The sequence below is a fragment of the Helcococcus sp. KG196 genome (assembly GCF_046035495.1).
GTDB lineage: Bacteria > Bacillota > Clostridia > Tissierellales > Peptoniphilaceae > Helcococcus > Helcococcus ovis.
Genome location: NZ_JBFNFI010000003.1, coordinates 101,594 through 116,414, shown reverse-complemented (window position 1 = coordinate 116,414; position 14,821 = coordinate 101,594). Strand labels below are relative to the sequence as shown.

General features: G+C 25.4%; 9 protein-coding genes. 7 read left to right on the top strand and 2 right to left on the bottom strand.

The window, feature by feature from the left end:
* Positions 1-115: 115 nt before the first annotated feature.
* The 5 genes from ABGF45_RS02570 to ABGF45_RS02550 all read left to right on the top strand — a co-directional run bounded on the left by ABGF45_RS02570 (position 116) and on the right by ABGF45_RS02550 (position 7,993).
* Complete coding sequence (locus ABGF45_RS02570) at positions 116-604, top strand: hypothetical protein (protein ID WP_134743924.1); 489 nt, start codon at positions 116-118, stop codon at positions 602-604.
* 374 nt (positions 605-978) lie between these two features.
* The gene (locus ABGF45_RS02565; RefSeq protein WP_134743922.1) at positions 979-3,480 is read left to right on the top strand and encodes an ABC transporter permease subunit; all 2,502 of its coding nucleotides are present in this window, start codon (positions 979-981) and stop codon (positions 3,478-3,480) included.
* Positions 3,481-3,627: 147 nt separating this feature from the next.
* Complete coding sequence (locus ABGF45_RS02560; protein ID WP_134711742.1) at positions 3,628-3,957, top strand: hypothetical protein; 330 nt, start codon at positions 3,628-3,630, stop codon at positions 3,955-3,957.
* A 50-nt stretch (positions 3,958-4,007) separates the two neighbouring features.
* The gene (locus ABGF45_RS02555) at positions 4,008-6,533 is read left to right on the top strand and encodes an ABC transporter permease subunit (protein WP_134743920.1); all 2,526 of its coding nucleotides are present in this window, start codon (positions 4,008-4,010) and stop codon (positions 6,531-6,533) included.
* A gap of 563 nt (positions 6,534-7,096) precedes the next feature.
* Positions 7,097-7,993 carry an ABC transporter ATP-binding protein gene (locus tag ABGF45_RS02550; protein WP_134712026.1) on the top strand — a complete coding sequence of 299 codons (897 nt, stop codon included), beginning with the start codon at positions 7,097-7,099 and terminating at the stop codon, positions 7,991-7,993.
* 79 nt (positions 7,994-8,072) lie between these two features.
* Here the strand turns inward: ABGF45_RS02550 and ABGF45_RS02545 are convergent, their stop codons facing one another.
* Both ABGF45_RS02545 and galT read right to left on the bottom strand, forming a co-directional pair.
* Entirely contained in the window at positions 8,073-9,233 is a 1,161-nt protein-coding gene (locus ABGF45_RS02545; RefSeq protein WP_408112576.1) for a galactokinase, read from the bottom strand.
* 2 nt (positions 9,234-9,235) lie between these two features.
* Positions 9,236-10,219: a galactose-1-phosphate uridylyltransferase gene (gene galT, locus ABGF45_RS02540; protein ID WP_134712024.1), complete on the bottom strand. Its 984-nt coding sequence runs from the start codon at positions 10,217-10,219 to the stop codon at positions 9,236-9,238.
* 226 nt (positions 10,220-10,445) lie between these two features.
* Here galT and ABGF45_RS02535 point away from each other — a divergent pair, with 226 nt between their 5' ends.
* Both ABGF45_RS02535 and ABGF45_RS02530 read left to right on the top strand, forming a co-directional pair.
* Positions 10,446-14,039 (top strand): endo-beta-N-acetylglucosaminidase, encoded by a 3,594-nt coding sequence (locus tag ABGF45_RS02535; RefSeq protein WP_134743916.1) that lies wholly within the window; start codon positions 10,446-10,448, stop codon positions 14,037-14,039.
* A gap of 298 nt (positions 14,040-14,337) precedes the next feature.
* On the top strand, positions 14,338-14,814 hold the full coding sequence (locus ABGF45_RS02530) for a flavoprotein (RefSeq protein WP_134743915.1): 477 nt from the start codon (positions 14,338-14,340) through the stop codon (positions 14,812-14,814).
* Positions 14,815-14,821 lie beyond the last annotated feature (7 nt).

The following is a 14,821-nucleotide window of genomic DNA, read 5'->3' as shown; positions in this document are numbered from 1 at the left end:
TTATTTATATTTTTCATAAAACATGACATCGATGTCATTGTTAAATGAAAATGATTATGTTAATATATGGTTGTAAGTTATAATCTACAAAAAAATATTAATGTAGGAGAAAAAAATGAAAAAAAATTTTAAAAAATTAGTAGCTTTTGTATTTGCTTTTGTAGTAATGTTCAATTTTGAATTTGGGTTTGTTGAAGCATTTTCTTTGAATAGAAATGAGATATTACCATCAGCATGGGCTGGAAGACCAGGCGGTAATAGCGGGGTCGAAGAATGGACAAGTATGCAAAATAGGATAGGATATGGAGAAATGTATGGAGATTATAAATTGGTATCAACACATACTGGTTCAGTTCGTAATCTAAATAATAGTAGAAGTGCAGTAACATCTGCTATTTTAGGGACAATTGGATTTAGCAATTCACCTCTATTTGGTGCAATTTCTTATCTGGCTTCCATATTTGCATCATATTCTGGAGGGTTTATTGGAGAATATTATAAGTCATATCTTTATGCTTCAGGTAGAAGAAGTAAATTAGTATTAAAGTTTTATGATTCTAATCATAATTTAGTAGACACAAAAGTAGAAATAAGTAAATGGTAATAAAAATGTTATTATATTATTTTTCGATAATTCTGATATTAATAAAAATCTCCCTAATGATTATGCTTGGTAAGTTTAACAATATACTTCATATAATTTTCTACATAATTATAATATTGGATATAGTTAATATATATTTTTTGAATAAAAATAAAAAAGAATCCAAATTAACTGCAACATTTTTATATATGAGTATAATAACTTTTATTCATTTAATAGTGTTGTATGTTTTATATATTTTTAATGTATTTTAGTTGAATTTATAAAGTTAATCTTTATAAAGGAACTTTAACACTAACTTCAGAATATTACGGTAGATATGAATAATAAAAAAGGTCGGATAAAACCGACTTTTTTATTAATAAGAGGTTGATATGATAAAATTGGAAATTAAAAAAATATATAAATCAAAGTTAATATTATTTACTATTTTATTCGCTGTTATTATGTCTTTTTATGTAAATTATAGATCAAATACAAAAGATGGGTTATATATAGAATATAGTTCATATGAAAGTTTTTCGCCTCTTTCCATTTTTTATGAAAATTTTTCTGAAAATGAATATAAGTTAATGAATAAGGAAAATTATGGCTTAGATTTTGAAAAAATGTTTAAATATCATTACAGAAATTATCCAAAACTAATGAATTTTATGACAAATATAGATAAAAAATCATTTAAAGAAAAATATGATATAAGTAAAGATTTTTTTTATTTAGAATATAATAATTTAAGAGATGCGATAGAATATAATAAAAAATATGGATTGGAAATTGATGATGAAAATGATTTGAAATCTTGGAAATATGGAATTTTTGAGATGGAATATATAAAAGAAAATGACTTACATACCAATATTGGATATTTTGAATTTTTGTCAACTAACTATGCAAGAAGAATAATATATAATAGTAAAATAATATTTGGTATACCATTTTTAGTATTTGCGATATTAATATTTTATGGGATTTTAAGCAAAGAAAGAGAAGATGGTACGATTAATCTATTGAAAACTCAACCTATAGATTATAGAAAATTAGTTATTTCAAAATTAATTTCAATGAATTTAATTTCCATAATATATTTGTCATCTTTTTTTATATTTTTTGCATTAATATGTTTTGTTCAAGGAATTAATCTAGGTGGATTTAGAGAAATTTATAGAATATTTTATGATGGAGTAGATCCAAGATACTTTAAGGCATATGAACTGATATTACTGATATTATTATCGTTTACGATAATAATGAATTTAATTTATTCAATTATAATACTTATAAATTCAATATTTAGGAGTAAATATTCTTCATTAGCCTTTTTAATATCAATTTTTGGATTAGGATATACATTTACAGAAAATATTAAAAGTTTAAAAACAGTATTTAATCCGATATATGCAATGGATCATGTTAGGAGCATAAAGGGTAAAATAAATTGTGTTGTAGAAAAAAATGGTTTAGGGACATATCAAAACATAAATCATAGTAGCTTAATCTATTTACTAATATTTTTTATTATTTCGGTATTTTTAATATTTGTAGCTGCAAAATTATCAGAGTTTGATTTTAAGGTTTATGAAAAAGAAAAACAAATTAATATTAATAAATATAGTGTATTTAAATTTGAGGTAAGAAAAATAGTTAATAATCAGAGTTTTGTAATATATTTACTTGCAACATTAATTTTAATATTTTCTTTACATTTTTTTGAAGTAACTGAAGTATTAAATGGGATTAATTTTAATCTAAAGCCTAAAGGAAAATTAGAATTATATAAGCATCATTTATTATTGGAAGAAAAAAAACTAAAAAATTTAAATGGTGATATGGCCGAATCGATTCAATTTAATATAGAAAAATATAAAAAAATAATAAATAATTATAACAATTTAATAGATGGTTATAATAAAAATGATTCAAAAAAGTTTTACAAGGCTCAATCATTTCAAGACAAACTTGAATATGATATGAGGGGAATGGGAGGTAAAATAAAAAAAACACCACTTACTATATATGAAAATATTTTATTAAATAATGTATCAGTTGATAATAATGTAAAACCAATAGTAAAACAATATTTTATATTTTCACATTATCAAAAGTTTAAATCAAATTTTGAAGAAACTCTAGACAGAAAAAATGCAAAATACTTAACAAACTCAGGTATATATACAACATACAGAATGTTAAAATATCAAGATTTAGATATAATATTTTTGGGGATTATAATGTTTATGATAATTAATGGGTATGTATCGGAAAAAGAAAATGGAAGTCAGCTAAATATGATATATACACAACCCTTAAATAGATTTAAATATAATATTACAAAAGTTTTTTCACAAATATATGTATTATCGATTTTCTGTTTTGTAGTATTTGCATTTGCGATATTAAACGGTGTTATTACAGAAAGATTTGGAGAAATAAAACAACCTGTAATTCACTATTTAACATATGTTAAAAATTTTAATAGTATAAATGAAGAAGATGCACTAAAAACAATATCTACAATGCCAATTTGGCAGTATCTAACAAAGACATTTATAGTGATGATAATGCAAGGATTTTTAATATCATCAATAGCAACATTATTTTCAATATATACAAAGAGTAAAAATCTACTAATCGCAATGACTTCGGGATTTATATTAACAGGTGTGATTTTAACAAATTTATTAAATGTAAATATCGTAAAATTATATAGTCCATTTAGCTATTTATTTGCAAATAAAGTGGCAGATAATTCGGTCATGATAAGAAATGTAATAATCGGTGGGAATTTTGTGACAAGTATTATGGTATTAACTGTATGGAGCATAATATTTATGATAATTGGAAGCATGATAGTTAATAAAAGGAAACAAAAAATTTAATAAAATTAATTTATTAAAATAGTATATATTAAAGCTAAAAAGAAAAATTTTTAAAAATGACATCGATGTCATTGAAAAGTTAAAATAATTATATTAATATATAGTTGTAAGTTATAATTTACAAAAATATATATTTAGGAGAGAAAAATGAAAAAAATAGTAGCTTTTGTATTTGCATGTGGTTTAGTGTTTTCAAGCTTTAATGGAGCATATGCGGATGATTTTAAAAATAGTGAAATTATGCCGACAGGCATGGTAAAAACTTTTATAGTTTATGAAGATATTTTACCAGCTAAAACAAATCCAATGTATGTTTTTAAAAGAATTCAAGAAAATGGTTTTTATTATGAAGGATATATAAAAAGAGGCAAAAAAGTAGATAAAACAGAGAGTACTTTACATTATTATTCCGGAGTACTATATTTAGTTTCAAATCCTTATGACATAGGAGCATATTCTATTTACATGAATGAATAATAATAAAATGCTAGTCTTTTTGACTAGCTTTTTATTAATAAGAGGTTGATATGATAAAATTGGAAATTAAAAAATTACATAAATCAAAGTTAATATTATTTACTATTTTATTCGCTATTATTATGTCATTTTATGTAAATTATAGATCTAATAATATTTTAGAATTAAGTCATGAATATAAAGTATCAAAAGTTCCAGGAGATACTATTTTAATTGCTAATGCAAGAAAAAATGATTTTCATTTTCTAAAAAATTTAGAATATATAACTAGACTAAATGAAATTATAGATAATAATCATTACTCTAAATATTCAGAGCTTAATCATTTTATGTCAAATATAGATAAAAAGACATTTAAGGAAAAATATGATATAAGTAAAAAATTTTATGAATTAGATTACAATTTATTAACAGAGGTATTAAAATTTTATAAGGATTATAAATTAGAGTTAAAAGATAAACTAGAAAAAAAAGATGTTAATTATGCTGTTTTGGAAATGGAATATCTAAAAAAAAATGATATTCCTAGAAATAATAGTTTTTTAGAACATTTATCAACAAATTATGCAAGAAGAATCATATATAATAGTAAGATAATATTTGGTATACCATTTTTAGTATTTGCGATACTAATATTTTATGGGATTTTAAGCAAGGAAATGGAAGATGGTACGATTAATCTATTGAAAACTCAACCTATAGATTATAGAAAATTAGTTATTTCAAAATTAATTTCAATGAATTTAATTTCCATAATATATTTGTCATCCTTTTTTATATTTTTTGCATTAATATGTTTTGTTCAAGGAATTAATTTAGGTGGATTTAGAGAAATATATAGAGTATTTCATGAAGGGTTAAATCCAAAATATATTTTAGCTTATAATCTTATGCCATTAATTTTATTATTATTTTTTACAATTATGAATTTGATGTATTCAATAATATTATTTGCAAATTCAATATTTAGAAGTAAGCAAGTATCATTGGCTCTGTTAGTTACTTTATTTGGATTGAGTTTCACGTTTACAGAAAATATTGAAGGTTTAAAAACGGTATTTAATCCTATATATGTAATGGATTATATTAGAACAATTAATGGAAAAATTTTTTCGACGATATCAATATCGGGACAATATGAATATAAAGAATTGTATAGTAGTAACTTTTATTTTTTAGGTATATTTATTTTATTCACAACAATATTAATTTTAGCAACAATTTATATACTTAGATATAATTTTAAGTTTAATAAGGTTCAAGATAAAATTTATATTAATAAATATAGTGTATTTAGATTTGAAGTAAGGAAAATAACTAATAATCAAAGTTTTTTAATTTATTTATTAGCAACATTAATTTTAATATTTTCTTTACACTTTTTTGAGAAAAACAAAGCTATAAATATTAAAAATTATAAAATAGGAGAAAATGGAGAGATAAAAGAAATAATAGAAGAAGTTAAATTAGAAAAGAATAGAATAGAGGCTAGAGGTGAAAGTATAAAAAATATTAATTTGAGTGATATAAACTCTTCATTTTATGCTTTAGCAAAAACGCAAGAAAATCATATAAATAATATGATAGCAGGATATAAAAAAGGAGATTCTAGCTTATTTTATAATTCTCAAAAGTGGCTTGATATATTTAACTCAACTCACTATAATACTATGTTTATTTCTAAACAAGATTCACTACCATTTAATACTTTTGAAAATGAAGTATTAAGTGATGTGTCTATAAAAGATAAAGTAATACCTATAACAAAAAGAGATTTTAAATTTTCAGAATATCAAATTTTTAATTCTAATTTGATAGAAAAACAAGTTAGAAATCAAGAAAGATATGGAACAAATTCAGGTGTATATACCATATACAGAATGTTAAAATATCAAGATTTAGATATAATATTTTTAGGGATTGTAATGTTTATGATACTTCATGGGTATGTATCGGAAAAAGAAAATGGAAGTCAGCTAAATATGATATATACACAACCCTTAAATAGATTTAAATATAATATTACAAAAGTTTTTTCACAAACATATGTATTAGCGATTTTCTGTTTTGTAGTATTTGCATTTGCAATATTAAATGGTGTAATTACAGAAAGCTTTGGAGAAATAAAACAACCTGTAATTCACTATTTAACATATTTTAAGAAATTTAATATCCCTGAAGAAAGATTAAATGCAATAAAAACATTTACGACTATGCCAATTTGGCAGTATCTAACAAAGACATTTATAGTGATGATAATGCAAGGATTTTTAATATCATCAATAGCAACATTATTTTCAATATACACAAAGAGTAAAAATTTACTAATTGCGATGACATCGGGATTTATATTAACAGGTGTGATTTTAACAAATTTATTAAATGTAAATATCGTAAAGTTATATAGTCCATTTAGCTATTTATTTGCAAATAAAGTGGCAGATAATTCGGTCATGATAAGAAATGTAATAATCGGTGGGAATTTTGTGACAAGTATGATGGTATTAACTGTATGGAGCATAATATTTATGATAATTGGAAGCATGATAGTCAATAAAAGGAAACAAAAAGTATAAAGTATGGTTGCTACAACTTATAAGTTTACAACTATTTATAAGTTGAAATCGAATTTAGACACTAGCTGTATACTTTACGGATAAAAACCTTATTTTTAACAATTTTGTTTGCTGTGCTTGTAAAATTTTACGGATAAAAATAGATGTTTGGTGGATTCTGTCTGCTTTTAGCTATTTATTTTTCATTATTACTTAAAATTTACGGACAAAAAGGTCTAACTTTAGATTTTTGTATGCTTATTTTAGCAAAATAGTAAAAATTTTACGGACAAAAAATAGAAAATTAAAAAATGAGTCTGCTTTTAATTATTAAGAAAATGTAACAATATTTGAACTGAAACTTTAATTTATTTCTTAGCTTGATTTTATCAAGATGTAACAACTAATAAGTAGAGAGAGTTTCGATTAGAAATTATACAACTAATATCTTGTACCATATTTAGAGAATATTGTTAGTTCGACATCTTTTGATTAGAAATTATACAACTAATATATTACAAATAGTTTGAGATGAAAATAAAACATGTGGTTTTAATTATAAAATTATTATGCGAGGAGGAATTATGTCAATCTTAAAATTAGAAAATGTAACAAAAAAATTTGGAAAGCAGGAAGTGCTTAAAGGAATTAACATGCATATTGAAAAACCCGGTATTTATGCTGTTATAGGACCGAATGGGGCAGGAAAATCTACTTTATTTAATGTTATTTCAAATTTATTAAAAGCAAATAGTGGTGAAATCGAAGTTGTTGGAAAGAAAAATACGAATTCAGATATATTTTTTGAAGTATCTTTTTTAAAAGATAATAGAGTTTTATATGACTATTTGACAGGATATGACCATTTAGCCTTTATTAAAACAGCACAAAAATTACCGAAAGAAAGAATAGATGAGGTTGTTGAGAAATTACAAATAGCCCATTATATGAATAAAAAAACCGGAGATTATTCATTAGGAATGAAACAACATTTACTAATTGCGATGGCAATGATGAATAAACCGAAACTTATGATACTTGATGAACCTTTGAATGGGCTGGATCCTACATCGGTAATTAAAGTAAGACATCTATTAAAAGAATTAGTAGAATCGGGAACAGCTATATTAATTTCATCACATACATTAAGTGAAATAGACTTATTGACAGATCAAATAATGTTCTTGAAAGATGGTCGAATAGTAGAAGAACAAATGGATTTAATAAAAGACAATATTTATGAGTTATCATTAACAAAAGAATCAGTAGAAAAACTTAAAGATTATCAAATTAAGGGATTAAATTATGAACTAAATCAAGATAAAATGATTGCGAATATTGGAATAAATAAAGTTTCATATCTAATAGAAAAATTAGAAGATGAGAATATAGAATTTACAGATATAACAAAGAAAAAAGTTGGTTCAGAAGAAAGATATATGAAGATGTTTCCTGAAGAAATGGAGAAAATTAGAAAATAGAAAATACCACTTAAGCATTTAGTTGGAGTATATATCCAATGAATAAGTGTCTTAAGTGGTTTTTATATTTTATTAATCCTTAAATTTCGTGAACTTTATCTCCAACATTTGAAATAATAAATTCTGCTTCTAAACCAGTATCTTCTTTATATCTTGGAGCAACATAAGCCTTAAATTCTTCAATTTTATCGGATTTAACAATGGCTATACCACAACCTCCAAATCCAGCTCCTGTCATTCTTGCACCAAGACAACCATCAAAATCATTTGAATGTTTAGTAATAGAATCCAAATGTGTTCCAGTAACTTCGTATAGTTCTCTTAATGAATCATTTGATGCTACTAATAGTTCTCCTAAAGTTTCTATATCTCCATTTTGTAATGCTTGCACAGCTTCAGCTACTCTTAAATTTTCCATGATAACATGTTCTGCTCTTTTTCTTACATCTTCATTTTCGATATTTTCAAGTAATTCTAAATTTTCTTCTGTAAGTTGGCATAAGTTATCTATTTCAGCATAATCTTGTAAAATTTCTAAAGCTTCCTCGCATTCTGCACGTCTTTCATTATACTTAGAATCTTTTAATTCTCTTCTTTTATTTGTATTTAATATTACAATTTTATTGTCTTTTAGTTTGAATGGAATATACTCAAAATCCAAAGTTTCGGTATCCAGTAAAACAGCATTATCTTTTTTTCCGTTTGCGATTATAAATTGATCCATTATTCCGGAGTTTACCCCTATAAATTTATTTTCCGTTTCTTGGCCGATTAATGCTAGCTCTACATTTGAGATTTTTCCTTTGTTGTAGAAAGTATTGAAGATTTCTCCAAAAAGAACTTCAAGTGAAGCTGATGATGAAAGACCGGAGCCATTAGGAATATTCCCGTAAACTAAAACATCCAGTCCTCCAATATCAAATCCTCTTTCCTTTATAAACTTTGCAACACCAAGAGGGAAATTCATCCATTCATTTTCTTCTTTATTTTCAATAGGAGAAAGTGAAACATGTCCTTCTTTAGAAAGATTTAAGCTTTTTAATCTTAAAATATTATCAGAATTTTTTCTGGCAATACCATATGTCCCTATTTCTATAGCGCAAGGGAAAACTTGTCCCCCGTTATAATCAATATGTTCTCCTATTATGTTGATTCTACTTGGGGAAAAGAATGTTTTAATTTCATTATCATTTTCACCAAATGCTTTTATAAATTTTGATTTTAATTCTTGTAAGTCCATTTTTATCCTCTTTTCTTAAATTTTTCAAAAGCTTCTCTTAGCTCGATAGCTGTATCTTCAACTCTTCTTGGATTTGTTTTTGCCCATACACAAGTTTCTGAGGATGCATTCCATTTAATTGAATTTGCTCCTCTTAATGGAGGGAAGAATTTTACATGGAAGTTGTAGAAGTTTTTGCATTCTTCTTCTAATTCACTATTTACAGGATTTTGATATATGCCCATCATGTAAGGAAATTCTCTGTTAAATAGTGTATCAAATGTTCCTAATAGATTTTTTAATATTTTAGCAAATTCTTCAGCTATTTCATCATTAAAATTTTCAAATGTATATATGTTATTTTTTTTAGGAACTATGTACACACCGTATGGATAATCTGTGAAGAATGGAAGAAATGCAACAAAATTATCATTTTCCATAATTATTCTTTCTTTTATTTTTAATTCTTCATCACGTATTTTTAATATTAATGATTCACCAGTTTTTTCAAAATATTTTCTTGAATTTTCAATTTCTTGTTTAATTCTTAATGGCATAAATCCATATCCGTAAATTTGTCCATGAGGATGACTTTGAGTAGTACCAACTTCTTTTCCTCTATTCTCAAATGTGAGTATATATTTTATATGCTCATCTTTTTTTATTTCTATAAATCTCTCTTTCCATAAATCAATCAATTCAATAATATGGCTAACTGGTAGTTGCCATAAAGATGCCTTGTGATCTGGTGAATATAGTATTACTTCAGCTTTTCCATAAGATTTAGCTGTTTTATAAAAATCCGTAGATATATCATCAGGAACTGGAGGCTCTTGCATCATTGAAGGCCAGTCGTTATCATATTTCATTACAGTATAATTTTCTTTTATTTGTTCAGAACCCGGACAAAATGCACAATAATCTTTTGGCATGTCAGGTCTATTTTGTCTATTTCCGTTTACAATTGTCCAATCGTTTAGTAAGGGATTGAATCTAAATTCCGCCATTTTTTACCTCGTTATTTTTTTATTTCATTTATATAATATCGAAAAATCTTTTTTCGTTCAACAATTTATGTGATATATATTAAAATACCGTTTTCATTTTTTACAAAACCGGAATATTTTATATAAAGTTTTTTCGAAAATTTTTAAATGAAATTTACAAATTAAAAACTTAGGGATATATTAAAAATGTAGATAAAAGAAAACATTTTCAATAGGAGGGGTTGAAATGAAGAAAATATATAAAAAGATATTGGCGACTGCATTATCAGTGGTATTTTTAGCATCGTTTGTGCCTCAAAAAGCATATGCTGCAGATTCTATACCTATGACAGGAGAGGCGAAAAGAAAAGCAAATCAACCAAAATTTTCAGGTTACAGAGTTTGGGATATAAGAGATTGGACGCCGAAAAATGATCCGGGGGCTCAACTTCTTAAAGCTAAAGTTCCTCTACAAAAAAGGAATGAACCGTTTAAGGCTACTCAAGCAAATCCAAAACTTGAATCAAAAGCTCAAATTATGTTGATGCAAGGAGATTATGGTAATACTTTTACTGATGGTATGATGTACAATAATACTTTTGGATATTATCCGCTAAGTTTTTGGCAATATACTGATTACTTTTCACCATGGCATGGAGCAACTACGGCTACAACTCCCGAAGATTTATATGATAGAAAATATGAATCAACAGCAGATAGAGGATGGGAGAAAAGATATTTTGAATTTGGTGTATTAAATATACCTAATCCGGCATATACAAATGCAGCTCATAAAAATGGTGTTAAATCTATAGCGGTTATTTATTTCGACCAATATTATAGACAGGGTCAAACAATCAATGAATTATTTGTTCAAGATAAAGATGGAAAATTTCCTGTTGCTGAAAAATTAATAGAAATGGCAAATTTTTTCGGATATGATGGATATTTCTTTAATGCTGAAGAAAATGTTGAAGAAAGATTTGCAGATAGAAAAAAATTATTTCTAAAGAGATTACATGATGCAGGATTGTATACACAGTATTATGACACTAATAGTAGCATGAATGATTCTAAATATAGTTGGTTATTTTTTGATACAAATAATGACGGTAAACAAGAAAGAATCCAAGATTCAGTATTTGTAAATTATGATTGGACTGGAAATGTTGATAATCAAATTGAATATATAAAAAATAAGGGAATAGACCCGTTTAAAGACGTATTCTATGGGGTCGAAGCAAATAAAAACGGATTTAATGGAAAACATAATTCAGCAAAACAAATTGAAAAATTATATGAAAAAAATACAAAAAACCCTAAAGCAAGCATAGCCTTATTTACTCCATCTGATTTTTATCAAAGAGGATTACCTGATGATATGATTCAAGATACAGGTTATCAATGGATGATTGAAGAAAGAGCAAGAATGTATTTTTCAGGTGCCAAAGTAAATCCTAGAGAAACAGGAATGTTTGAAGGATATAAAAGAGAAGATGTAATGCTTGATGATGCAAGTGGATGGGTTGGAGTAGCAGATTTTACAAGTGAAAAATCTGTAATAAAAGGTTCTAATTTTTATTCTTCCTTCAATATCGGTAAAGGTGTACAATACTTTGAAAATGGAAAAGTAAGTTTAGATGAAGAATGGTCAAATATAAATATTCAAGATATTCCACTAACTTGGCAATGGTGGGTTGATAGTGAAAAGGATAAAGCGAAATTAGGCGTAGATTTTGACTTTGGACAAAAAGAAGTTAGAAAAAATATATCTAAGGAAATAATAAAGTTACCATTTAAGCAAATAGGAGCTTATGAAGGTGGATCATCTTTAGTTACTTATGGAAAATTAGATGGTGAAAACACAATTAGATTATATAAAACGGATTTAGATATTAAAAGCACGTCAAAAATAGATATAACATTTAGAAAAACTTCAAATGATAATGTTAAAATGCAATTAGCATTGATATTCAAAGATAATCCTAATAAAATCGAGAAATTAGATGTGAAAAATTCTCAAAAATTGGCTGAATGGATTACTTCTAGTGTAGAATTGTCAAATTATTCTGGAAAACAGTTAGCTATGATTGGATTGATATTTAAGGGGCAATCTGAAAATTATCAAATGAATATTGGGAAAATTTCAGTAAGTGATGGGTTAACAGCTTCAAGTAAACCTGAAGGATTTAAAATTCAAAAATTATTTTCAGATGATGAGATGATTGTTGAATGGAAAAAAGAAGATTTTAGTAATGTAGATAAATATGAAATAAGAGGAGTTTTACCCAATGGAGAAAAAGTATTTTTAGGTGGAATTTATGATGATGTATTTTATATTAAATCATTAAAAAATGCTAATAAATTTGAATTAGTTGCTGTTGGTAAAAATGGAGAAAAGAGTGAACCTTCAATAGTTGAATTTAATCCGGATTCAATCGCAAATAGATTAAATTATGAAACTGAGACTGTTGAAGTAACGACCAAAAAAGACCATCCGGTAAAGGGTAGTATTGTACAATCTAAACATGATGGAAAATTAGTATTAAATTGGGAAAATCCAAAAGCTGATTACAAAGAATTAGAATTAAAAGTTACTTTACCGGAAAATGATTCTAAAGCATTATTTACAAAGATTATTAAAAAAGGGGAAAGTAATACAGAGATAAAAATTCCATATAATAATGGAGAAAAATTTGAAGCTACAATCTATACTGTATTAAATGACGGAAGTAAAGCAGAATCCGTTACACTAACGGGTAAACTGAAAGATACTTATGTTCAAAGATATAATAAAGAATTATTTAATGAAAAAAATAAAACATTTTGGAGTCCTGAGCCAAATGATTGGTCTAAATTACATGTTAAATTAAATGGTGAAATTGTTAAGTTTAATAATAGATTTGGCTGGGAATCAGATTACGCTATTAGAGGTGCGACACTAATGAATGTTACATTTTCTGATGATAAAAATACTTCAGAAGATGAATTAGAAGATGAAATGCAAGATGAATCAGAAGAAGATATTTATGATGATTTTGTAGATTCTAATGAAACGTATGGGCTTGTTGAAGTAGTTTTAGAAGACTATGTTGGAAATAAATCATTACCAACTTATATAAGATTAGGAAAAAATAAAGCTGAAGATTTGATATCTAAGATTGAAAAATCAGAAGATATGATTAATAGTGATAAATATAAAGAAGATGGTAAAGATAAAGTTAAAGAAGCGGTTGAAAAAGCAAAAGCTTTATTAAAGAAAAAAGATGTTTCTAATGCTGAAATTAAAGATATGGAAAAAATGTTGGATGAAATTCAAAATACTCTAGTATTGAAGGAAGCAGAAAAAGAAACACCAAAGGAAACGCCTAAAGAAACGCCTAAAGAAACGCTTAAAGAAACGCAAAAAGAAACATCTAAAGAAAAATATGAAGATAAAAATAAATTTGTTCCTAAAGTAGTATATGGTAGTGGACAAATTATTCAAAAAGGTAAAGTCGATAAAATAGAATTTAAATCGGATGGACTGTTAAAAACTTTAGAAAAAGTTGAGGTTGACGGAAAAGAATTAAGTAAATCGGATTATATTTCTTTAGAGGGAAGTACTATTGTAGTTTTACCTGAAAGATATTTTGGTAAATTACAGGAAGGAAATCATATATTAACTATGAAATTTGGAGAAGGTGAAAAAAATAAAGCGGGAAATGTTAATTTTGATTTTACCATAAAAGATAATAAATTAAATCCTTTAACTGCAGATTATGGAGTAGGAATTTATATTTCATTACTAGGTATTTCAATTTTAGGAATATATTTATCGAAAAAGAAAATAATTAAATAAATTATAATATTCTCTTAAAAAATAGATAATAGATTTAGTTTAATAAATCATAAAAAACTATAATTAAATAAGCTGATTCCAAAAATTTAGAAATTACATCAGAGACAACTAGAAATATTTGTCTCTGTTTCTTTTTTCTTAAAATTTCCTCTACTGCTACTATCATCATATTCATTGAACGTGAAGTTTTTATCAGTTTTTTACACACGAAAAATAGAAAACCATTTCATTTTCCTGTTGAAATATTTTTTTTTATGTTGTATAACTATCATAAAGAAAAAATATTATAGAGGTAGCAATGAAAAAGAAAATGTTGATGGCTATTACTGGTTCAATATCAGCAAGTAGTGCCCATGATTATTTGATATACTTGAAACAATTTTTTGAAGTAACAGTAATAATGACAGAAAACGCAAAAAAAATGATAAACAAAAACGTTTTAAGCTATTATGCTGATAATATATATGATACTTTATTTTATGAAAAAGAAATCCCTCATATTTTATTATCTTCAAAAGCAGATTTTTTTATTGTTTTGCCAGCGTCTGCGAATATAATAAGTAAAGTTTGTTGTGGAATCGCAGATGATTTAGTTACCTCAACAATTTTAGCATATAAAAAAGAAATTATGTTTTTTCCAAATATGAATAAAAATATGTGGTTAAATCCAATTTTACAAGAAAATGTAACTAAATTAGAAAAATTTGGTCATATATTTCTATTGTTTTTATATGTTTATATCGATATTAGAAGAAATGAAAGATATTACTATTGATGAGATA

Coding starts and splice junctions, on each gene's coding strand:
- ABGF45_RS02565 (WP_134743922.1), top strand. CDS start 979: ATGATAAAATTGGAAATTAAAAAAATATATAAATCAAAGTTAATATTA.
- galT (WP_134712024.1), bottom strand. CDS start 10,219: ATGGCGGAATTTAGATTCAATCCCTTACTAAACGATTGGACAATTGTA.
- ABGF45_RS02535 (WP_134743916.1), top strand. CDS start 10,446: ATGAAGAAAATATATAAAAAGATATTGGCGACTGCATTATCAGTGGTA.
- ABGF45_RS02555 (WP_134743920.1), top strand. CDS start 4,008: ATGATAAAATTGGAAATTAAAAAATTACATAAATCAAAGTTAATATTA.
- ABGF45_RS02545 (WP_408112576.1), bottom strand. CDS start 9,233: ATGGACTTACAAGAATTAAAATCAAAATTTATAAAAGCATTTGGTGAA.
- ABGF45_RS02550 (WP_134712026.1), top strand. CDS start 7,097: ATGTCAATCTTAAAATTAGAAAATGTAACAAAAAAATTTGGAAAGCAG.
- ABGF45_RS02560 (WP_134711742.1), top strand. CDS start 3,628: ATGAAAAAAATAGTAGCTTTTGTATTTGCATGTGGTTTAGTGTTTTCA.
- ABGF45_RS02570 (WP_134743924.1), top strand. CDS start 116: ATGAAAAAAAATTTTAAAAAATTAGTAGCTTTTGTATTTGCTTTTGTA.
- ABGF45_RS02530 (WP_134743915.1), top strand. CDS start 14,338: ATGAAAAAGAAAATGTTGATGGCTATTACTGGTTCAATATCAGCAAGT.